Raw genomic sequence first — 20,286 nt, forward strand, 5'->3', positions numbered from 1 at the left:
GCTCTCTCCTTCAGATCTTGAACAGCGGGCTGCGCGCGCTGTTCTGCGCATCGCCGGCGGAGATGAACTTCTCGGTGTGGATGTCCTCCTCGAACAACCGGCCCTGCATCAGCGTGCGGATGCAGGCTTCGATCATCGGTGGCGGTCCGCACAGGTAGGCCTTGTGCCCCCGGAAGTCAGCGGTGGCGCCATTGGCGTAAAGCCCGTGCAGAACTTCATGCACGTAGCCGCGCGCGCCATCCCAGCCACTGCCGGCCGGTTCGTCGGATAGCGCCGGCACATAGCGGAAATTCGGATGCGCGTCGGCCAGTGCGCGGAACGCCTCGTCGTAGTACAGCTCCGCGCGATTGCGCGCGCCTTGCACCAGCGTGATCGGCAAGGTCTCGCCGGCAGCCAGCATGTCCAGGATCATCGCGCGCGGGCTGGACAGACCGGAACCGCCCGCCAGGAACAGCATCGGCACCTGCGCGGACTTGCGTACGAAGAAACGGCCGTAGGGCGCCGAGAAACCAAGCTCATCGCCAACCGCGAGCTGCTCGTGCAGGTAGGCCGTAGCCTGGCCGCCTTCCACGCGACGCACATGCAGTTCCACCAGGTCGTCACCCGGACGGTTGGCCAGCGAGAAGGCGCGCGGCTGTTCGCAGCCGGGCACCCGCAGGTTGAGGTACTGGCCGGCCTGGAAGGCGGCGGCATTGCCGTCCTTCACGCGCAGCCAGATGCCGCGGATGGTGGGCGTCAGCGCGCGGGTCTCCACCACTTCGGCGCGGTAGTCCGCCAGCGGCAGCCCGAGCGAGTCGGCATCCTCCTCGATGTCGGCCTCGATCACCATGTCGGACTGCGCGGTGGCGCAGCAAGCCAGGCACTGGCCGCCGTCGCGCTCGAAGTCCATCAGGGCGAAGCTGGACGCTTCGCCATGCTCGAACTCGCCCTTCACCACCTGCACCTTGCAGGTGGCGCACAGGCCGTGGCAGCAGGCGTGCGGCAGCCACACACCGTTGCGCAGGCAGGCATCCAGCACGGTCTGGCCGGGCGCGATCGGGATGGTCTGCCCGATCGGTTCAATGGTCAGGGAATACATCTTGTGTCTCCTACTAGCCTACTAGGCTTTCTGATCGTTCCAGCCACGGCGCCGGCTTAGCTGCAACTGCCGTCGATGCCGTCCAGCCCCGGCGTGCGGAAGCGGATTACTGCCTTGTGGCCCAGGCCGTTCTCTTCCAGCGTGCGGTCCAGGTCCGGCTGCCAGGGCGCGTTGCCGCGCAGCCATTCCACGCGGCTCCAGTCGATGCGGGCAAAGTCGGGGTGGTAGCCGTACACGCCGGGTAGCACGTTCTCCACGACATCGCGCAAACGCATCGACGGCGGAAAAGGCAGGCAATGCGGCGCGCAGAACAGCAGGTGGCGGTCCCAGCCGATGTACAGCAGGCGGTTGCCGTGGAACACGGCCTCGCGATCGGCCGGTTCGAACTCGTAGGGGCCAATGGATACGACGGACATGGTGGTCTCCTTATCTTCTGTCTCTTGTCGGTTGCGCGCTCAGGCCGCCGTGTCGGGCACGCCCTTCCAGGTGTTCCAGTTCTTCTGATCCTGCGACCCTTCGAAATCGAGGTTGTCCGCGCCGACGTTGATGCGGTACCACTTGAGCACATCGTCCAGCGAGGCGCCGCCGCAATTGCCCTGGTAGATCTGGTGCACGGGCAGCCAGGCCTGGGCGTACTTCTGCGGCTCGCCGTCGAAGATGTCCTTGCAGCCGTCCGAGCAGAAGTGAAACTGCATGCCGTGGTAGGTGCTCTCGCGGTAGCAGGTCTGGGTGGGATCGTCAGGCTCCGAGAACACCATCGGGATCTGGCAGGTCTGGCACAGCATGGGCAGCGTTCCGTTATAGAAGCGCTCGCCTTCCTGCTGGCGTTCCAGCCAGTAGTCGAGACGCGGCTTGTAGTAGCGCGCGAAGGTGTCGGGATACTTCTCCGTCAGCCAGGCCATTTCGTCCTGCTTGGGCACCCAGGTATGGAAGCCGGCCGCGGCGGCGTAGTTGTAGAAGGTGCCCCAGGCCTCGTGGGTGATGCGGTCCTTGGTCTTGGTGGCCACCTCGTGGTACTTGGGCATGCGCAGGCCGTAGCGCTCCAGGTCCTTGAACAGCGCGCCGCCGGCCTGCTCGAAGTACATCTCCCAGGCTTCGGCCCACGACATCACGCGCTTGGGCAGCATGTAGTCCATCATCATGCCGACCAGCGTGAGCAGGCGGAAACCGCGCCAGAACCATTTGTCCAGCCACTTCTGCAGGATCGGGATATTGTCCGGGTCCTGCTGGCACAGGAACTTCACCACCTCAAGGCCCAGCGTCATATGGCGCGATTCGTCGGACTGCGCGGAGAAGCCGAACGTCACCGTAGCCATATCGCCGTTGTAGGCCGCGCCCGACATGAAGGGCATGAACAGCAGGTTGGTCAGCACATATTCGAAGGAGAACGAGATCGCGGTGATGAACTCGAACGGCCCCGCGCTCATGGCGTCCTCGAAATAGGACTTGGGCACGGACAGGTACCAGACCCGGTCGTGCATGTGCTGCCACTCGCCGAAGCCGTTGAAGTACTTGTTGTAGACCGACAGCGTGTGCATCTGGGTCTGGGCATGGCGCAGCTCGTCGATCGACTGCATCTGCGCCGCGACCCGCGCACCGGCGCCGCGGAAGTGCCGCCCGAGATGGGCGTAGCCGCGGTGCGCCGCGTATTCCAGCGGGGTCACGCCGGTCAGGAACAGGCGCAGCGCATTCAGATAGCGCGGGTCCGAGACGTTGAGGTGGCCATTGTTCTGCACGAAGGAGTCGATGATGGCGTACAGCTTGCGCTCCTTCTCCGACTGGTATTTCCAGTAGGCGTCCATGGTCATGCGGAACGGGTCTTCCCACTTGTCCMAGTCGTGGATCTTGATGCCCTCGTACTTGTCGTAGGGAAAGACCTTGTCCATCGGCTCGTAGGTGGTTTCCCAGCCGAGGTCGCGGGTCATCGTCGCGTATTTTTCCCGCAGGTTCAGCTTCTTGCGTGCGTCCATGGTGTTCTGTCTCCGTTTTTCTTTGCGGTGGGCGGGCCGTCTCAGGCGTTCCAGTGCAGGGTGAAGGCGTCGTCGTCTTCGTCGATGTTTCCCGACAGCGAAATCAGGTTCAGGTGGATCTCCTGCAGGTCCCACTCGCGGCCGAGCTTTTCCGACACCAGTTCGCGCACGATGGTCAGGTGGCCCGGCGCATCGATCTTCACCATGGCGGGAAACTGCGACACCACGGCGTGCGGGTTGGCCTCGGTGATGGCTTCGATGATGGGACGGGTGTCGTCGTTGCTTTGCAGCGCGATATAGACGTTGGCGGTCATGGCGGGCTCCTCAGGCGGCAAGGCCAAGCTTGTTCAGGCGTACGTCGAACTGCTCCAGGCACAGCGCGATCACCTGCTCGCCACCCTCGCCCAGCAAGGTGTCGGCCACCGGCACCAGCGCCTCGGCCACCTGCGTGCGCGCGGCGCGGGCCCAGCCGGACAGCAGCACGCGGTTGGCGTCGGATTCGGCAGCGGCGGTTTGCACCACCGAGTCGACCCAGCGCGCATGCTCTTCACGCCAGTCGTTCATGAACTCGGTCAGCACCGCCAGCCCCGTGCCGCAGCCGCGGACGATGGCGGCGTCGGCGTGCTGGTACACCATCGGGTAAAGCAGGCCGTCGAGCACCAGGTTCTGGGTAACGAAGGTCTCGAACCAGTCCTCGATCACGAAGCTGCGCTCGACCAGCCGGCGCATCGGCTGCCACGCGGCGCTCTCCATCCAGGCCACCTTGGCGCGCTCCAGCGCCACGCCGGTATTGCCGTCGAGCAGCATGCCGATGCGCGTCAGGTACTGGGCAATGCCGAGACGGTCCATCGCGCAGTAGGTGCAGGCCTGCGTGATGGCCGTGCCCCAGCCGTAGTCGGCGCAATAGAAGTTGTTCATGTTGGCGCCCCACTCCACATGGCGCAGCGGCAGCAGGCCGTCGGCCAGGCGGTCCTGCCATTCGGCGGGCAGCGCCTGCAGCAAGCCGCGCTTCTCCACGAAGGCGAAGCTCTTCTCGGTGGCGTCCTGCTGGCGGCCGCGCGCCGTCACGTAAGCGCCGTAGAAGTACTGGCGCGGGTCCTTGAGCGCGTACCAGTCTTTCATCACGATGGCGGTGCGGCGCTTGTCGTAGATCTCGTGCTGCGGATCCCAGGTCGGGCGGTAGTGGAAATTGACCTCCGACTGCACGTCGTAGGTTGCCTCCTGGTAGCGCGAGGCGGGCTTGTCGCCGAAGCGGCGGGCCACGTGGCCGTAGGTCTGGCGCAGCGGCTGGATCTGCTGGGTCTTAATGTCGACTTGCATCGCTTTGGTCTCCTGGGTCTTGCTGTTTTTTATGTGGGGGGAACGGGTGCGCGGGGCTTGGCGTGCTCAGTCGTCCTGGCCGGCCACCGGAGTTTCCGGGGGCAGGAAGCGCACGTGGTTGACGCTGCAAAAAGCCTCGAACATCGGCTCGGGCATGATCAGCTCGACGTTGAGCTCCGGGTCGGACACGCTGAAGGCAAACTGCACGAAGCCTTCCGGCGTGCGACCGCCGACGCGGACGTAGCGGGGCGTGGCTTCAAACAAGGGGACCGACTGGTTGATCATGGCGCTGCTCCTTCGCTTGGCTTGTATGGCCTCTATTGCGAAGAGCGTGCCAGCGGATGCAAATCACGACGGCACAAGGGATCCTGGGAATCTTGCCGGACCGGCTTGCGCGTTTACCCGAAGCGATGCCCGCGCCATAGCTCTATCAATTGATGAAGATGGCGGCGACATTTGATCAATTGATCAAATGTCGCGCCGGGCGGTGGTTTGCGGGGAGTCGGCGGAATCGCGGTAAGGCTGCGGCGCTGCAACAGTGATGGGGGCGGGGGGAGGTTAGAGGTAGGAGGGGGAAGGGATTGCGGGCGCATGCGGCGCAACAACCGGATTGGTCACTTGCTTGGGGTGTGGATTGCTGACTGCATCAAATGATTAAATGGCTTTTGGGTGGTGGGTGGCGCGGTTTGTTTGAGCGGCGTTGGTTTTTGCACCCAACAGCTATACGACATCCCCCTGCGAGGGTGGTCGGTGTTTGTTTGAGCGGCGATGGTTATTGCACCCAAGTGCGTACGACATCCCCCTGCGGGGGACGCCGGTCACTCTTCTTTGCTTCGGCAAAGAAGACTAACGAGAAGAAAGCCGACCCTGCCGGGGGCAGAGCCATCAGGCTCTCGAATATCGATGATTTCGTCGTACAGCCCAGAGTGCCGGCGGGCTTCTGCCGGTACCGGCTTGACTGGCCACGATCCTGCCAGCTTCCGGGATTCGTGGTGAGGCCCCCGGTAGCAGACATCACTTGCTTCAAGCCGTCTGTCGCTCGCGTAGTGGCCGGCCACGAAGTTTCAGGCGGTCCGGTTCCGTCGTGGGCGCGGTGGCACCGGGTGATATGCCCCAGGCCTTCACCACCGCGCCCGCCCCACCACGAAACCATTGGCATGTGGTGTGTCGTGGTGGTCCGTGCCGGTAACGGCAGATGTGGGAATGGTCACCACACACGAGGTCAAGGGCATCACCACGAAACCCATGGATCATGCCATTGCGATGCCCTACAAGCTGGTAACGGCAGATGCCAGCAAAACTGCGGCCGTACGACGAAACCAGCGCCCCTCGCCCCCGCGATTGCTCTGCTCCCGGCAGGGTCGGCTTTCTTCTCGTTAGTCTTCTTTGCCGAAGCAAAGAAGAGTGACCGGCGTCCCCCGCAGGGGGATGTCGTACGCACTTGGGTGCAATAGCCATCGCCGCTCAAACAAACACCGACCAACCCAACCAAATCACCCCCCCTCCCCCCGAATCCCCCTCGTCTTCCACCGATACGCCAACTGCGGCCGCGTAATCCCCAACAACCGCGCCGCCTGACTCATATTACCGTTGGCGCGCTGCATCGCCGCTTCCATCAACACGGTCTCGACATCGCCCAGCGCGAGCTGCTGCTCGGCCATATGGTCAAGCAGCCCGTGCACCGCCGCTTCGCGCAGTTCCGGCAGCGTGCCCCTGACGCCCAGGCGCGGCGCGGTGTCCATCGCCTGCGGCGCGCTGCTGGGCAGGAACAGGTGGTCCGCGGAAATCTGCCCGCCATTGCTGGCCAGGATCACGCCGCGCTCGATCACGTTTTCCAGTTCGCGGACGTTGCCCGGCCAGTCGTAGCGCCTGAGTTCCGCCAACGCGCGGTCGGTGATGCCGACGATCTTCTTGCCGTGGCGCGCGCCGTAGCGGGCAATGAAGCGCTCTACCAGCAGGCGGATATCGTCGAGGCGCTCGCGCAGCGGCGGGATGGTGACGGGATAGACGTTGAGCCGGTAGTACAGGTCCTTGCGGAAAGTCCCCTGCTTCACGGCTTCGGCCAGGTCTACGTTGGTGGCGGCCACCAGCCGTACGTCCACCTTGCGCGGCTCGGCGCCGCCCACCCGCTCCACCTCGCCTTCCTGCAGCACCCGCAGCAGCTTGGACTGCGCCGACGCCGACAACTCGCCCAGTTCGTCCAGGAACAGCGTGCCGCCATGCGCCCGCTCGAAGCGGCCGGGGCGCGACTGGTGGGCGCCGGTGAAGGCGCCCTTCTCCACGCCGAACAGCTCGGCTTCGATCAGTTCATCGGGGATCGCCGCGCAATTGACGGCGATGAAAGGCTTGTCGGCCCGCGCGCTGACCGCGTGCAGCGCTTGCGCGAAGCGCTCTTTGCCGACGCCGGTCTCGCCCAGCAGCAGCACCGTGACATGGCTTGCGGCGGCGCGCTGCAACAGGCCCCAGGCAGCGCGGAACCCGGGCGCGCTGCCCACCAGATCGGCGGGCTTGCCGTTGTTGCGCTGCAGGGCGCGCAGGTGCTCGACCTCGCTTTGCAGCTCCAGGATGGTCTCGATCACCGGGTCGGGCTGGTAGAGCTTTAGCACCTCGGCACCGTCCTCCCACGCTTCCAGCGGCTTGCCGACGATGCGGCAGTGATCGTGGCCGCAGGCGATGCACTCCACCTCGCGGTAGAGGATGGTGCGGCCCATCAGGGCCGAGGTATAGCCCGTGGCGTAGCCGATCTGCATCCAGCAGGCCGGCTCATCGACGATGCCGAACAACTGGCGGTGGACATCGCCTTCGAAGGAGTCTTCCCACAGGAATTCGCCGTCGTAGATGCCGGCGGCGATGTCGATATCCACCTTCACCGGGGTCACGCGCACCACGCCTTCGATGGTGTGCAGGCAGGGCCCGATCTCCAGCAGGCCGAAGTCGCTGTCGCCGGGGCGCAGCTTCTTCGCCAGTTCCGCGTCGCGCATGCCGGAATGGAAGCCCATGCGCATGAACAAGCCCCGCGCGCGCTCCATGCCCATGGTATCCACCAATTCCTTGCGCAACGCGCCCAGCGCGCCGGTGTGGATCAGGATCATGCGCTGCTCGTCCAGCCAGATGGAGCCCTCCTCCATGGCAAAGCGCAGGCGCCGCGCGAGATTGGCCAGGCCATCGCGCATGGTGGCCGAAAACTTGTCGGTTGAACTGCTCATTGTCTCCTCTCTTGGCGGCCTCGAAATCTTGGCGCGCGCGTGCTTTTTCTGGCACTGTATGCACATTATGTGCCATCGGCGCCCTCCGCCCGCGGCAGACGCCTGTCGCGCAGGCGAAATGTCGCCTATGCTTCCTTTACAGGATTCCCCTGCGCTTTCGCACTGCACCACAGACCATGGAAAAAACCGCATTTGTCTTCGCCGGCGGCGGCAGCCTCGGCGCCGTCGAGGCCGGCATGCTGCGCGAGCTGGTGGCGTGGGGCATCAAGCCCGACTTCGTCGTCGGTGCCTCCGCTGGCGCCATCAACGGCGCCTACTATGCCTGCAACCCGCACGTGGCCGGCACTACCCAGCTGGAAACGCTCTGGCGCGGCTTGCGCCGCGCCGAGGTCATGCCGTGGTCGTGGCGCAGCCTGTTCGGCATGTTGCGCGGGCAGCGCGCCCATCTGGTCGACTCCGCCGCCCTGAAGCGCCTGCTGTCCCGCCATTTCGGCGACATGCCGCTGGAGCGCGCCGAACTGCCGCTATATGTAGTCGCCACCGACATGCAGACCGGCGCGGAGGTAGTGCTGTCCTCCGGCAGCCTGGTCCAGTCGGTGCTGGCCAGCGCCGCCATCCCCGGGGTGTTCCCGCCGGTGGCACTGGGCGGGCGGCAACTGATCGACGGCGGCGTGGCCAATAACACGCCGGTCTCCACCGCCATCCGCCTGGGCGCCACGCGCGTGGTGGTGCTGCCCGCGGGCTTTGCCTGCGCGGCGCGGCGCGAACCGCGCGGCCCCATCGACCATGCCTTCAATGCGCTGTCGCTGCTGGTCGCGCGCCAGCTGGTACAGGACCTGGAGCGCTGGGCGGACCACGCGCATATCTCGGTCGTCCCGCCCTTGTGCCCGCTCGACGTCTCTCCGTACGACTACACGCAGTGCGGCACGCTCATCGACCGCGCGGCCGCCGCCACGCTGGCATGGCTCAACGCCGACGGGCTCAGCAGCCGGCATATCCCCGGCGCGCTGCACCCGCATTCGCACGACGAAGCCAACCCGAGTTGCGACTTCGATCCGAACCAGGCGGCGCAGCACGAGCACGGCCAGCACAAGTCCCACGCCGGCCACACCCACGCTTCCGCCTCGCCGTAAGCCGGCTTCCGCATTGGCAAATTGCGTGCACGGCAAATCCCGCGAATGATGCGGGATCTCTACTTCCCGGATGGCAGGCACATGAGCGCAATTCTCGAAGGCATCAAGGTACTCGACCTGACGCGCGTGGTGGCGGGCCCATGGGCCACGCAGAACCTGGCCGACATGGGCGCCACCGTCTACAAGATCGAGAAACCCGGCGACGGCGACGACACCCGCAAGATGGGCCCGTTCCTCACCGACGCGCAAGGCGCGGCCACCAACGACTCCGCCTTCTACCTCGCCTGCAACCGCGGCAAGCAATCGCTCACCATCGATATCTCCAGGCCCGAAGGCGCCGAACTGGTACGGCAACTGGCCGCGCGCTGCGATGTGGTGGTGGAGAATTACAAGGCCGGCAGCCTGAAGAAATACGGGCTCGACTATGAGTCCATCCGCGCGCTGCGCCCCGATGTGATCTATTGCTCAGTCACCGGCTTCGGCCCCGACGGCCCCTACGCCGCCCGCCCGGCCTACGACTTCATCCTGCAGGGCATGGCCGGACTGATGAGCACCTGCGGCCAGCCGGACGGCACCCCCGGCGGCGAGCCGATGCGCACCGCCATCCCCATCACCGACATCCTCACCGGCCTCTACGCCACCGTCGCCCTGATGGGCGCGCTCTATCACCGCCAGGCCACCGGCGAAGGCCAGTACATTGACGCCGCCATGCTCGATGCCTCGGTGGCGGTCAATGGCCACCTGGCGCTGGGCTACCAGATGACCGGCAAGCTGCCCCGGCGCGCCGGCAACACCAACCCGGTGGCCGCGCCCTCCGAAGTGTTCGCGTGCCGCGACGGGCACCTGATCATCGCCTCCGGCAACAACGGGCAGTTTGCCGCGCTGTGCAAGCTGCTTGGCTGTCCGGAACTCGCCGCCGATCCGCGCTTCGCGCAGAACGTCGACCGGGTCGCCAACCGGGAGACCTTGCGCGAAGCGATTGCCGCGCGTGTTGCCGGGCGGGGTTCGGCTGAATTGCTGGATACGCTCGAGCGTGCCGGCGTGCCTGGCGGGCCCATCAATGAGCTCGACGAGGTGTTCGAAGATGCGCAGGTCAGGCATCGCGGGTTGCTGGTGCGGTTGCCGCATGGGCGGGGGGTAGATGCGCCCAGCTTGCGCAGTCCGCTGCGGTTTTCGGCCACGCCGGTGGAAATGCGGTGCCCGCCTATGCTGGGGGAACATACGGAGGGGGCCCTTCGCGCTGAGTTGGGGCTCGGCGAGGCTGAGTTGGGAGGGTTGAGGGAAAGGGGGATTTTGTAGAGAGACTGGTACACCCTGACGGCCCGCTTCGCATCACGTGGGCGGGGAGGCCCTGGCGGGCCTACCCGCCCACGTGGCGGGTGCCTAGCCTTACTTCGGCTGCGCCACTACCCGCAGGTACGGTTTGAGCGTCTTGAATCCTTGCGGGTACTTCTTCTTTGCGTCTTCGTCGGATACGGAGGTGGGGATGATCACATCGTCGCCCGGCTTCCAGTTGACCGGCGTGGCTACCGTGTGTTTTGCGTTGAGCTGCAGGGAATCCAGCAGGCGCAGCACTTCGTCGAAATTGCGGCCCGCGCTCATCGGGTAAACCAGCATTGCCTTGACCTTCTTGTCGGGCCCGATGAGGAAGACCGAGCGCACCGTGGCGTTGTCCACGGCAGTGCGCGGGCCACCACTTGCGTTCGGGTGAATCATGTCGTAGAGCTTGGCGACCGTGAGGTCGACGTCGCCGATCATGGGATAGTTGACAGCGTGGCCCTGCGTTTCCGCGATGTCCTTGACCCAGTTCTGGTGGTCACTGACGGGGTCCACGCTGAGCCCGATGATCTTGGTATTGCGCCGGTCGAATTCCGGCTTGAGGCCGGCCATATAACCCAGTTCGGTAGTACAGACCGGCGTAAAGTCCTTGGGATGGGAGAACAGGATTGCCCATTTGTCCCCGATCCATTCGTGGAAATTTATCTTGCCTTCCGTGGTATCTGCCGTGAAATCGGGGGCTTCGTCACCGATGCGAATCGACATATTCAGTCTCCATGTGATGGGTGGGTGCAAATCTGCGGAAGGCCGACGATAGCGGCTGCATCCCGACGCTACGCTGAGCGTTGCAGGCGTCTAGCCCAGTATAGTGGGCCGTGACGAGAACAAGTATGGAAACAAGCGGCGCAAACGCTGCTCCGGCACAAGGACGCTAGGCGTACTCCCGGATCAGGTCGCGGACCACGGGATACACCTCGGTCCGCCACAATTGCCCGGAGAACAGCTCATAGTGGCCGCACTGCGCCGCCGTGAGCTGCCGCCTGTGGCGCGGCGCGATGCCGCTGCACAAGTCTTGCGCCGCGTGGGTCTGGCCGCGGCCGGAGATGTCGTCCCGCCCGCCCTCCACGGTGAGCAGGCCGATATCGCGCATGTCCCGGGGACGCACGGCGTGGCCCTGCACGCTCCAGTTGCCGCGGGCTAGCCGGAACTCCTGGAACACGATGCGGATGGTATCCAGGTAGAACTCCGCCGCTATGTCGAGCACCGAGTTGTACTCATCGCAAATGCGCCGGTGCGCCGGCGCGTGCTCGGCATCGCGGTGCACCAGGTCAAGGTAGTAGTCCCATTGCGCACCGACCATGCGCGCCGGATGTGCCATCACCAGGCCGGCATGCTGCAGGAAGCTGGGGTACACCTTGCGGCCCGCACCAGCATAGCGGGCCGGCACCGTGCAGATCAGGTTGCTCTCGAACCACGCCAGCGGCTGGCGGGCTGCCAGGCGGTCCACGGCGGTCGGGTTGCGGCGGGCGTCGATCGGGCCGCCCATCAGCACCAGGCTTCTTGGCACCGGCTCGCCTGCGCTGGCCAGCAGCGATGTCGCCGCCAGTGCCGGCACGGTTGCCTGGCAGACGGCAAGCACGTGCAGGCGCTGCCCGCCGATATGCCGGATGAACGCCTGTATCTCGCCGACGCAGTCGTCCAGGCGGAACGGCCCCTCGGCCGCGGGCACGTGACGCGCATCGCGCCAGTCCGTCACATAGACTTCATGAGCGGGCAGCAGCATTTCAACGACTTCTCGCAGCAGCACGGCGTGATGGCCGGCCAGCGGCGCGCACACCAGCACCGCCGGCCGGCGCTCCGGCGCGGCGGCTGCCTCGTGGGCAAAACGCAGCAGCCGGCAAAATGGCCGTTCCAGCACGACCTGCTCGTCCACTGCCGCGACGCGGCCATCCGCGTCGTACGCGGTGACGCCGAAGGCGGGCTTCCCATAGGTCTTGCCCAGCCGGTAGAGATACTCATAGCCCGCAGCAAAGCAAGACGCCCCAGGGACATGGGCGAACGGGCTGCCGGGGTCAGTGAATGCGTTCGTGGCCTGCGCCGCCCACGCTGTCCACGGCTCGATCAGCGAACGCTGGTACTCGATGAACTTGTACAGCATAGGGGGCTGTCAGGAAGAATGCGCTGGAAAGGCTTTCAATATATGCCGGACCGGCGCGGGACACCAACCGCGCGCTTCACCGGCCCATCAGCCAGAGGATGAATGATGCGGCGGCACTGACGAGCAGAGACGTCGCAATCGGAAGGACAAGGTGAAAGTGATGACGATGGATGACGATATCCCCCGGCAAATGGCCGAGGCCAAGGCCGATCCCGAGCCCGTAAAACCGTGGCCAGAGGAGTCCGGCTGCCAACAGGATCAGGACGATGAGAATCAGCTTGCGCGGCATGACTGGCCTCCGCAATGGTTGGTGCACGCTATCGGTGCTGGCTGGCGTATCGTGGGACGGTGCCGCTGATGGGAGGAGAAGGCGCGGTGGCAGGCAAAGGACCCGCAGGCGAAACACTGGCCGTTCCGGGAAGAGGACGGTGCGGCCGGTCATCCTTGCGCCGCGGGCAAGGGGCGGCCCGAGGCAACGAGGCTGCCGCAGAGAAGCAAACAGCACACGGTGACGCAATTCGCCCGGCGTCCTGCCCGGCATCCGACAGGGCCACGCGCTCTTCCTCGCTATCAGGGTCAGGCAGGCCTCAACTCTTCCTCGCCGTCTTCGCAACGAACGGTGTCGGCATGTGCTGGACCGTTTCGCTGCCGCACTTAGGGCAAGGCGGATGGGCCGTCGCGTGTTCCGCGAGATGTTCCGCGTGGTCGAAAACCTGACCGCACTTCTCGCAACGATACTGATAGGTGGGCATGACGCGCCTCCAACCTGTATGGTGCCGGACTCGCTGCCGCTGGTCTGCCAGCGACTTCCGGCAACCTGGGATTTCATTCTAGGACACCGTGCTGGGCAAAACACGGCCTGTCGTTTCGCATGACCGGTACCGCATCAGGCACCCCGGCTTCACATCGCGCTCCTTGCGTGCTTATTATGGAAACATGCGCATGCTTGCTTGCGGCATGACCACGATCGTCGCTCGATCGTCGCTCAGGAGCAGACCATGAAAAAGCCACACAAGGTCGATTCCGGCAAGACGCGGCGAACCGGATTCCCCGATCGTCCGCGACCGGAGCGCCGTCTTCCCGGCATGCCGGATTCCGCCGGAGCCGAAGACTTGTGGGAGAACATCGACGAGACCATTGACGCATTCGCCGGGCAGACGGCAGAACCGATCGATTTCCGCCATGGCCACGAACCGGACGAGGATGACGCACCGGAAGAAGGCATGGACGAGATCACTCGCGCCGCCGAGAGTATTCCCGCGGACACCCCCGCGGACCGCGCGGACCATAGCGCGCAGCGCGAAGAGCACCCGCCTGCGCCGCCCAGCATTGATGACGTGCTTGACAAGGACCTGATTCCCGATCCGGCCGAGGATGCGCCGCACGTCGGCAAGCCGCGCAAGCGCTGAGGGCCACGGCGTTGACGCTTGTGCTATCTTGGAAAAGTGCTGCGTTCATGATTGGAGGAACGCAAGATGTCAGTAATCGCACCGGACGAAAAGGCGGAATTCGTCGCCATCCTGCACCGCCACCGGCTTGACGAAGCAGACTTCCTGCTTCAGGAAGCCGGCACGTCGGATGTCGTTGACGAGGTCTATCCGCTGCAGGGCCATGTCACCATCGTTCGCAAGTCGACGCTCAAGGAGCGGGGCTACCGGATCGGGCATGGCACCGCATGGACCATCGAATTCGAGAAAGACCTGACGCGGGGTTCGTTCGGGTGAGCGGGACCGGAGGCAACCGCGCCCCCTCGAACAAGCAGCCGGTCCTGCGCGCGCCGGCCAACGCGGAAGACCTGCGCGCCATGGGATTGGGTACCTCACCCCGATGGACTCGTCCCCGGAAACGGAGCACGCCATGACTTCAGGCGGATTCGAATCGTTCAAGTCCCACTTGTCCATGTTGCTGCGCGACCTGCCGGCGGGAACCACCGCGGACCTGACCGACGTGGCCGTGGCGTACTGGGACGGTACGTGCATCGTGGGCACCTACCTGCGCGATGGCGGACGGCTGGACGAGGCGTTCGACTTTGACGAGAACGCGTGGGAGAACTGGCACGACGAGTTTGTTGGCTGGCTGGCCGCGCCGACCTTCACGGAACGCGATGAACTGCGGACACGCCTGTCGCGCGCGGTCCGGCACGCCGACGATCCCGCAGGCCCGGACACCAGCGGCGCCTCTCAGGGCTGGCTTCAGGTAGCGTACCGCCAGCAACGCTGAAAGGCCGGCGCCCGCCGCCCGGCACTCCCGCGGGGCGGGCGGCCTCGCCTTTTGCCTCCTCATTTACAATGCGCGAAGTTTTTCGCCTTCTAAATCAGGCTCGGCATCTAACAAGCGAGGTCTTCATGATCATCAAACCGCGCGTGCGTGGCTTTATCTGCGTTACCACCCACCCCACAGGCTGCGAAGCCAACGTCAGGGAACAGATCGACTACGTCACGGCAAAAGGCCCCATYGCCGGCGGCCCGAAGAAAGTGCTGGTGATCGGCGCGTCGACCGGATACGGTCTCGCAGCCCGGATCACCGCCGCATTCGGTGCCGGCGCCGATACGCTCGGTGTCTTCTTCGAACGTCCCGGCACCGACAGCAAGCCGGGCACGGCCGGCTGGTACAACACCGCGGCCTTCCACCGGTTTGCCGCCGACAAAGGGCTGTACGCGAAGGGCATCAATGGCGATGCCTTCTCCGACGAGATCAAGCAGAAGACGATCGATACCATCAAGCGCGATCTCGGCCAGGTCGACCTGGTGATCTACAGCCTCGCCTCGCCGAAACGGACGCACCCGAAGACCGGCGAAGTGTTCAACTCGACGCTGAAGCCGGTTGGCAAGGCGGTCAGCCTGCGCGGCCTCGACACCGACAAGGAAGTGGTCAGGGAGACCATCCTGGAGCCCGCGACGCAAAGCGAGATCGACAACACCGTGGCCGTGATGGGTGGCGAAGACTGGCAGATGTGGATCGACGCGCTACAGGCTGCGGGCGTGCTGGCCGACGGCGCGAAGACAACCGCCTTCACCTACCTGGGCGAGAAGATCACGCACGACATCTACTGGAACGGTTCCATCGGCGCCGCCAAGAAGGACCTGGACCAAAAGGTGCTTGGCCTGCGCGACAAGCTGGCCGCCAGGGGTGGCGACGCGCGCGTCTCGGTGCTGAAGGCCGTGGTCACGCAGGCAAGTTCCGCCATCCCCATGATGCCGCTGTACCTGTCGCTGCTGTTCAAGGTCATGAAGGAACAGGGCACGCATGAAGGCTGCATCGAGCAGGTCTACGGGCTCTACAAGGACAGCCTGTACGGCGATGCGCCGTGCCTGGACCAGGAAGGCCGCCTGCGCGCCGACTACAAGGAACTCGACGCGGAGGTGCAGTCCCGTGTCCAGCAACTCTGGCCCCAGGTCACCAGCGACAACATCTACGCGCTGACGGACTTCACCGGCTACAAGAAGGAATTCCTGCGCCTGTTCGGATTCGAGATGGACGGAGTGGATTACGAGGCCGACGTGAATCCCGACGTGCCAATGCCTGGCCTGGTCTGAGGACTGAAGACTCAGGCCTGAATCACCCGGGGAGCGCCACGCTCCTGCAACAAGGAGCGAAACATGACGATTGTCGGGATGAACCACTTCACGGTACTGACCGCCGCGCTGGAAGACACCGTCCGGTTCTACACCGAGGTGCTTGGCTTCGAAACCGGTGCCCGTCCGCCGTTTGCCTTCCCCGGGGCCTGGCTCTATGCCGCCGGCGCGCCCATCATTCATCTCGTCGCGGTCGATGCACTGCCGGCACCGGCCGCGGGCGTGCTGGATCACATGGCCTTCAGCGCCACGGACCTCCGGCACGTCACCAGCCACCTGCGGCGCCGGGGCATTCCGTTCCACCTCGGTCGGCAGGCGGGCTCCGGCGTCTGGCAGTTGTTCCTGCACGATCCCAACGGCGCGAAGATCGAACTGGATTTCGATCCGCTGGAACCGCAGCCGCYGGAGATGTGATCCGGATCTGGTTACTCCACCTTGATCCCGCCCTTCCTGACCACGCCGGCCCATCTCACCGCTTCATCCTTGATGAATGCCTGGAACTGGTCCGGTGTCCCGCCAACCGGATCGATCCCATATTCGATCAGCCGCGCCTTGATGTCCGGCTGGTGCAACACCGCATCCATTTCGCCCGACAGCTTGTCCAGCACCACCTTTGGCGTCTTTGCCGGCGCCAGCAGCCCGATCCAGCTGCTGGCCGTGACCGCCGGATAGCCCGCCTCCGCCATCGTTGGCACATCGGGCGCAGCCGGCCAGCGCGAGGGACTGGTAATCGCCAGGGCCTTGAGCTTTCCGGCTTTCACCTGCGGCATCATGGTCTGCACGGAATCGAAGATCATCGCCACCTGCCCGGAGAACAGATCGGGCAACGCCGGCGACACGCCCTTGTAAGGCACATGGGTCATCCTCATGCCGACGGCCTGCGAGAACAGCTCGCCGGCCAGGTGCGCGCCGGAGCCGTTGCCGCTGGAGGCAAAGGTCATCTTGTCCGGATGCGCCTTGCCCCAGCTCACCAGTTCCTTCACGCTGCCGGGCGGCAACTGCGCGCTTGAGACCAGCAGCAGCGGGATGCGGCCGATCTGGCTGACGCCGGTCAGGTCCCTGACGGGGTCGAAGCTCATCTTGGGATAGAGGCTGGGATTGATGGAATGGGCGGCCACCACCACCAGCAGCGAGTAACCATCGGGCGCGGACTTGGCCACGTTGTCGGAGCCGATCATGCCGTTGGCGCCGGGGCGGTTTTCCACCACCACGGGCTGGCCCAGGCGTTCGGCCAGCTTCTGCATGACAAGGCGTGTCACCGCGTCGGACACGCCACCCGGCGTGTAGGGCACCACTACGCGCAATGGCTTGGACGGGTAAGGCGCATCGGCGCGTGCCGCGCCGGCGATGCCGCATGCCAGTGCCGCGGCCATCAGGCACGCTGTTAACCGCGGGCCGCGGGGCCGGTTCGTTATCGTGGTTCTTTTCATGTCTCCTCCGTCAGGATGGCATCGGCGCGCCTGGACCTGGCGGCCGACGTTATGCAATGGCAGGCCGGCGTCTACGCCCAGCCTTGCGGCACGGCCAGCGGGAAATCGAGCAGCATCTGCGCGTAGCTCTTGCCCAGCGGATCGGAGCGCAGGCTGGCCACGCCTCCGCCGCCCAGGGCGCGATGCAGCAGGAAGTTGAGGGCGTGCAGGCCCGGCACTTCGAAGCATTCGACTTCGCCTTCAACCAGGTGGGCGAAATACGCGCGCACCGCGGCCGGCGTCAGTTGCTCCCGCAGCAGCGGCAGATAAGCCGGCTGGCGCGCGATCACGCCGATGTTCTCGTCGTCGCCCTTGTCGCCGCTGCGGGCATAGGCCAGCGTGACGAGGGGAACGGTTACGCGTGGCCCTTCGGGCACCGCCAAGTCCGGCCGGGGCGCCAGCGAAGCCGGTACCGACGGCTCACCGACGAGGGCGGCGCAGGCAAGCGTCTCCGCCCGGCCATCCAGTGCGATCTGCATTGGCACTTCCGCCTTGGGCACCAGGAAGGAGAACACCTTGACCACCGGCTGGATATCCACGCGGCCGGCGAAGGACGAGCGGGTGCCCGCGGCCATCGAGGTTCCCGCCGAGGAGCATTCGCGTTGCAGGAAGCGCAGCGCCCTGGCCTGCGCATGGCGCGCGCCGATGCGCAGCACCACTTCGCGGGTCGGCAGCGCGCGCGCATGCGGCCCGTATTGCGATTCGCAGCCGAGCACTTCCACCACGGTATCGCTGTAGTCCACGAAGCCGCTGGCGGCCAGCATGGCGCGGGTGCGGGCAAGCAGCGCGTGTGCCGTGCTGCGGGCCTTGGCGGGTGCGTCGATGCCGCGGATCGCCATCATCAGGCTGATCTGGTAGCCGTCCTGCCAGGTGCCGTTGGCCTTGTAGCTGGCACCGGGCGGGCGGCCACGCGCGCCGTGCACGCGCACCTGGCCGGGAGCCAGCAGTTCGGCGCGCACCATGCGGAAGTCGCAAGTCACGTCGGGCATCAGGTAGTTGCCGGGGTCGCCCACCTCATACAAGACCTGCTCCGCCACGGCGGCGGGATCGACCAGGCCGCCCGTGTGTTCGGGCTTGGTCAGCACAAAGCTGCCGTCCTCCGCGCAGTCGATCACCGGGTAGCCGATGCGGTCCCAGTCCGGCACGCGCTGCCAGTCGGTGAACAGCCCGCCGGTGGCCTGCGCCCCGCACTCGATCACGTGGCCGGCCAGCGTGCCGGCGGCGAGCCGGTCCCAGTCGTTCCATTGCCAGCCGAACTCGTGGGCCAGCGCACCGACCACCACGGCGCTGTCGACGCAGCGGCCGGTGATGACGATATCGGCGCCCGTCGCCAGCGCGCGGGCAATGCCCTGCGCGCCGGTATAGGCGTTGGCCGACATCAGCTCGGCCGGCGGCGCGGCGCCGGTATACAGGTCGGTAAGTCCCGCTGCGCGCCACCCCTCGAAGGCAGGCAGCACATCATCACCGCTGACCACCGCCACCCTGGGCGTGAGCCCTTGCCGCGCGGCGGCTTCCATCAAGGCATCGCGGCAAGCTTGCGGGTTGAGGCCGCCGGCATTGGCGATCACGCAGATGCCTCGTGCCAGGATCTGGCCGAGGTGCGGCGCCATCGCCGCATGGACGAAATCGGTCGCGTAGCCCAGTGCCGCATCCCTGGCGCGGGCACGCGCCAGGATCGACATGGTGGTTTCGGCCAGGTAGTCGTAGACCAGGTATTGCAGGCCGGGGACCTCCAGCAGTTGCGGCGTGGCGATGGCCGAATCGCCCCAGAAGCCGGAAGCGCCGCCGATGCGAATGGTGCGTGCCGGGTTCGATGTTGCGGGGGCGGCGCTCATGCCCTGGACTCCGTCGCGCCGCCCTCGGGCTCCGCTTCGACGCGCGCCAGCAAGGCACCGGCCCGAGCCTGGCCACCTTCGCGGGCGTGCAGTTCCGCCACCACACCGTCAAATGGCGCGACGATGGCATGCTCCATCTTCATCGCCTCCAGCACCACCAGCACCTGGCCGGCCCGCACCGGCTCGCCGGCCACCGTCTTCACCGCCACGATGCGTGCGGCCAGCGGCGCCAGCAACTCGCCGGCGCTTTCGGCGCCGGCCGCCTCGCGCTTCTTCCGGCGCGGGTCCAGGCGCGCGAAGCGCCATGCGCGGCCGGCGCTGAACAGGTGCACGGCGTCGCCTTCGGTGGCGAATACCAGCGGCAGCGCGGCACCATTGCACTCGACCAGCGCACTGCCCTGCTCCGCATCGGCGCGCAGCACGCGCGCCCGGACGATCTCCGCGGCCGTGCCGCCGCCTTCGCACACGGCTGCCTCCCAGCCGTCGGCCACAGCGCGCAGATCCACGCGCCATTGGCGCTCCCCGGCGCGCAGGCCAAGGCTGCTGCCGTGCGCCACCAGTTCCGGGCGTGCCGTTGCCACCAGCACGCCGCAGGCGGCCAGCGCCGCGCAGGCCACCTGCGTCGCGGCGGGCTGCGCCGCGCACAGCGCGGACTGCATATGCGCGTCGACAAAGCCGGTATGCACCTCGCTGGCGGCGAAGGCTTCGTGTGCCAGGCAGTCGGCCAGGAAGCCCTGGTTGCTGGCCACGCCCAGCAGCACGGTCTGCTCCACCGCGCGCAGCAGCTTGCGGCGTGCTTCTTCGCGGGTGGCGCCGTGGGCGACCAGCTTGGCCACCATCGAATCGTAGTGAACGGGGATTTCGCCGCCTTCCTGCAACGCGTGGTCGACCCGCACATCGTGCCCGGCGCCCGGCGCGCGCCAGCGCAGCACCGGCCCGCCCTGCGGCAGGAAGCCTGCGGCCACGTCCTCGGCGGTCAGCCTGACCTCGATGGCGTGGCCGCTTAGCGCCACCTGGTCCTGCGTGACCGGCAACGGCTCGCCGGCGGCCACGCGCAACTGCCATTCGACCAGGTCGAAACCGGTGATGGCTTCGGTCACCGCATGCTCCACCTGCAGGCGGGTGTTCATTTCCATGAAGTAGAAATTGCCCTCGCCATCGAGCAGGAACTCCATGGTGCCGGCGCCGACGTAGCCGATGGCCTGGGCGGCGCGCACTGCGGCTTCGCCCATGCGGGCGCGCAGCGCCGGCGATACCGCTGGCG

General features: G+C 66.0%; 21 protein-coding genes. 7 read left to right on the forward strand and 14 right to left on the reverse strand.

Annotated elements, in window-relative coordinates:
- Positions 1-10 precede the first annotated feature (10 nt).
- The 7 genes from AC1DT6_RS32575 to poxR all read right to left on the reverse strand — a co-directional run bounded on the left by AC1DT6_RS32575 (position 11) and on the right by poxR (position 7,574).
- Complete coding sequence (locus AC1DT6_RS32575; RefSeq protein ID WP_441629380.1) at positions 11-1,078, reverse strand: NADH:ubiquinone reductase (Na(+)-transporting) subunit F; 1,068 nt, start codon at positions 1,076-1,078, stop codon at positions 11-13.
- Positions 1,079-1,134: 56 nt separating this feature from the next.
- Positions 1,135-1,494 carry a phenol hydroxylase subunit P4 gene (locus AC1DT6_RS32580; protein WP_035866711.1) on the reverse strand — a complete coding sequence of 120 codons (360 nt, stop codon included), beginning with the start codon at positions 1,492-1,494 and terminating at the stop codon, positions 1,135-1,137.
- A gap of 39 nt (positions 1,495-1,533) precedes the next feature.
- On the reverse strand, positions 1,534-3,048 hold the full coding sequence (locus AC1DT6_RS32585) for an aromatic/alkene/methane monooxygenase hydroxylase/oxygenase subunit alpha (protein WP_477115251.1): 1,515 nt from the start codon (positions 3,046-3,048) through the stop codon (positions 1,534-1,536).
- Between the two features lie 41 nt (positions 3,049-3,089).
- Positions 3,090-3,362 carry an MmoB/DmpM family protein gene (locus AC1DT6_RS32590; protein ID WP_035866715.1) on the reverse strand — a complete coding sequence of 91 codons (273 nt, stop codon included), beginning with the start codon at positions 3,360-3,362 and terminating at the stop codon, positions 3,090-3,092.
- A 10-nt stretch (positions 3,363-3,372) separates the two neighbouring features.
- On the reverse strand, positions 3,373-4,368 hold the full coding sequence (locus AC1DT6_RS32595) for an aromatic/alkene monooxygenase hydroxylase subunit beta (protein WP_441629381.1): 996 nt from the start codon (positions 4,366-4,368) through the stop codon (positions 3,373-3,375).
- 66 nt (positions 4,369-4,434) lie between these two features.
- Complete coding sequence (locus AC1DT6_RS32600) at positions 4,435-4,653, reverse strand: phenol hydroxylase subunit (protein WP_045239875.1); 219 nt, start codon at positions 4,651-4,653, stop codon at positions 4,435-4,437.
- A gap of 1,208 nt (positions 4,654-5,861) precedes the next feature.
- Positions 5,862-7,574 carry a phenol degradation transcriptional regulator PoxR gene (poxR, locus tag AC1DT6_RS32605; protein WP_441629382.1) on the reverse strand — a complete coding sequence of 571 codons (1,713 nt, stop codon included), beginning with the start codon at positions 7,572-7,574 and terminating at the stop codon, positions 5,862-5,864.
- A gap of 176 nt (positions 7,575-7,750) precedes the next feature.
- Here poxR and AC1DT6_RS32610 point away from each other — a divergent pair, with 176 nt between their 5' ends.
- Both AC1DT6_RS32610 and AC1DT6_RS32615 read left to right on the forward strand, forming a co-directional pair.
- Complete coding sequence (locus AC1DT6_RS32610) at positions 7,751-8,707, forward strand: patatin-like phospholipase family protein (protein WP_441629383.1); 957 nt, start codon at positions 7,751-7,753, stop codon at positions 8,705-8,707.
- An 81-nt stretch (positions 8,708-8,788) separates the two neighbouring features.
- Entirely contained in the window at positions 8,789-10,006 is a 1,218-nt protein-coding gene (locus AC1DT6_RS32615) for a CaiB/BaiF CoA transferase family protein (RefSeq protein ID WP_441629384.1), read from the forward strand.
- A gap of 90 nt (positions 10,007-10,096) precedes the next feature.
- Here AC1DT6_RS32615 and AC1DT6_RS32620 read toward each other — a convergent pair whose 3' ends face one another.
- From AC1DT6_RS32620 to AC1DT6_RS32635, 4 genes are all read right to left on the reverse strand, one after another.
- Complete coding sequence (locus AC1DT6_RS32620; protein WP_035862536.1) at positions 10,097-10,750, reverse strand: peroxiredoxin; 654 nt, start codon at positions 10,748-10,750, stop codon at positions 10,097-10,099.
- Between the two features lie 166 nt (positions 10,751-10,916).
- Positions 10,917-12,143 carry a polyhydroxyalkanoate depolymerase gene (gene phaZ / locus AC1DT6_RS32625; RefSeq protein ID WP_441629385.1) on the reverse strand — a complete coding sequence of 409 codons (1,227 nt, stop codon included), beginning with the start codon at positions 12,141-12,143 and terminating at the stop codon, positions 10,917-10,919.
- Positions 12,144-12,219: 76 nt separating this feature from the next.
- Positions 12,220-12,432 (reverse strand): DUF2905 family protein, encoded by a 213-nt coding sequence (locus tag AC1DT6_RS32630; RefSeq protein WP_441629386.1) that lies wholly within the window; start codon positions 12,430-12,432, stop codon positions 12,220-12,222.
- Positions 12,433-12,730: 298 nt separating this feature from the next.
- On the reverse strand, positions 12,731-12,895 hold the full coding sequence (locus AC1DT6_RS32635; RefSeq protein WP_035810592.1) for an FmdB family zinc ribbon protein: 165 nt from the start codon (positions 12,893-12,895) through the stop codon (positions 12,731-12,733).
- Between the two features lie 246 nt (positions 12,896-13,141).
- Between AC1DT6_RS32635 and AC1DT6_RS32640 the strand changes: the two genes are divergently transcribed.
- The 5 genes from AC1DT6_RS32640 to AC1DT6_RS32660 all read left to right on the forward strand — a co-directional run bounded on the left by AC1DT6_RS32640 (position 13,142) and on the right by AC1DT6_RS32660 (position 16,132).
- Complete coding sequence (locus AC1DT6_RS32640) at positions 13,142-13,552, forward strand: hypothetical protein (RefSeq protein ID WP_441629387.1); 411 nt, start codon at positions 13,142-13,144, stop codon at positions 13,550-13,552.
- 66 nt (positions 13,553-13,618) lie between these two features.
- Positions 13,619-13,867, forward strand: a complete 249-nt coding sequence (locus tag AC1DT6_RS32645; protein ID WP_441629388.1) for a hypothetical protein — start codon at positions 13,619-13,621, stop codon at positions 13,865-13,867.
- Positions 13,868-14,000: 133 nt separating this feature from the next.
- Positions 14,001-14,363 carry a hypothetical protein gene (locus AC1DT6_RS32650; protein WP_441629389.1) on the forward strand — a complete coding sequence of 121 codons (363 nt, stop codon included), beginning with the start codon at positions 14,001-14,003 and terminating at the stop codon, positions 14,361-14,363.
- Between the two features lie 125 nt (positions 14,364-14,488).
- A complete protein-coding gene (gene fabV / locus AC1DT6_RS32655; RefSeq protein ID WP_441629390.1) occupies positions 14,489-15,679 on the forward strand; it encodes an enoyl-ACP reductase FabV in 1,191 nt (396 codons plus the stop codon).
- A gap of 63 nt (positions 15,680-15,742) precedes the next feature.
- On the forward strand, positions 15,743-16,132 hold the full coding sequence (locus AC1DT6_RS32660; protein ID WP_477115252.1) for a VOC family protein: 390 nt from the start codon (positions 15,743-15,745) through the stop codon (positions 16,130-16,132).
- Between the two features lie 11 nt (positions 16,133-16,143).
- Here the strand turns inward: AC1DT6_RS32660 and AC1DT6_RS32665 are convergent, their stop codons facing one another.
- The 3 genes from AC1DT6_RS32665 to AC1DT6_RS32675 form a co-directional block, all read right to left on the reverse strand.
- Positions 16,144-17,148: a tripartite tricarboxylate transporter substrate binding protein gene (locus tag AC1DT6_RS32665; RefSeq protein WP_441629391.1), complete on the reverse strand. Its 1,005-nt coding sequence runs from the start codon at positions 17,146-17,148 to the stop codon at positions 16,144-16,146.
- A gap of 71 nt (positions 17,149-17,219) precedes the next feature.
- Positions 17,220-19,022: an acyclic terpene utilization AtuA family protein gene (locus AC1DT6_RS32670; RefSeq protein ID WP_477115253.1), complete on the reverse strand. Its 1,803-nt coding sequence runs from the start codon at positions 19,020-19,022 to the stop codon at positions 17,220-17,222.
- A partial coding sequence (locus AC1DT6_RS32675; protein WP_477115254.1) for an ATP-binding protein occupies positions 19,019-20,286 on the reverse strand: 1,268 nt, incomplete at its 5' end. The genes AC1DT6_RS32670 and AC1DT6_RS32675, both read right to left, overlap by 4 nt.

This window comes from Cupriavidus sp. 01L45 (assembly GCF_056399885.1).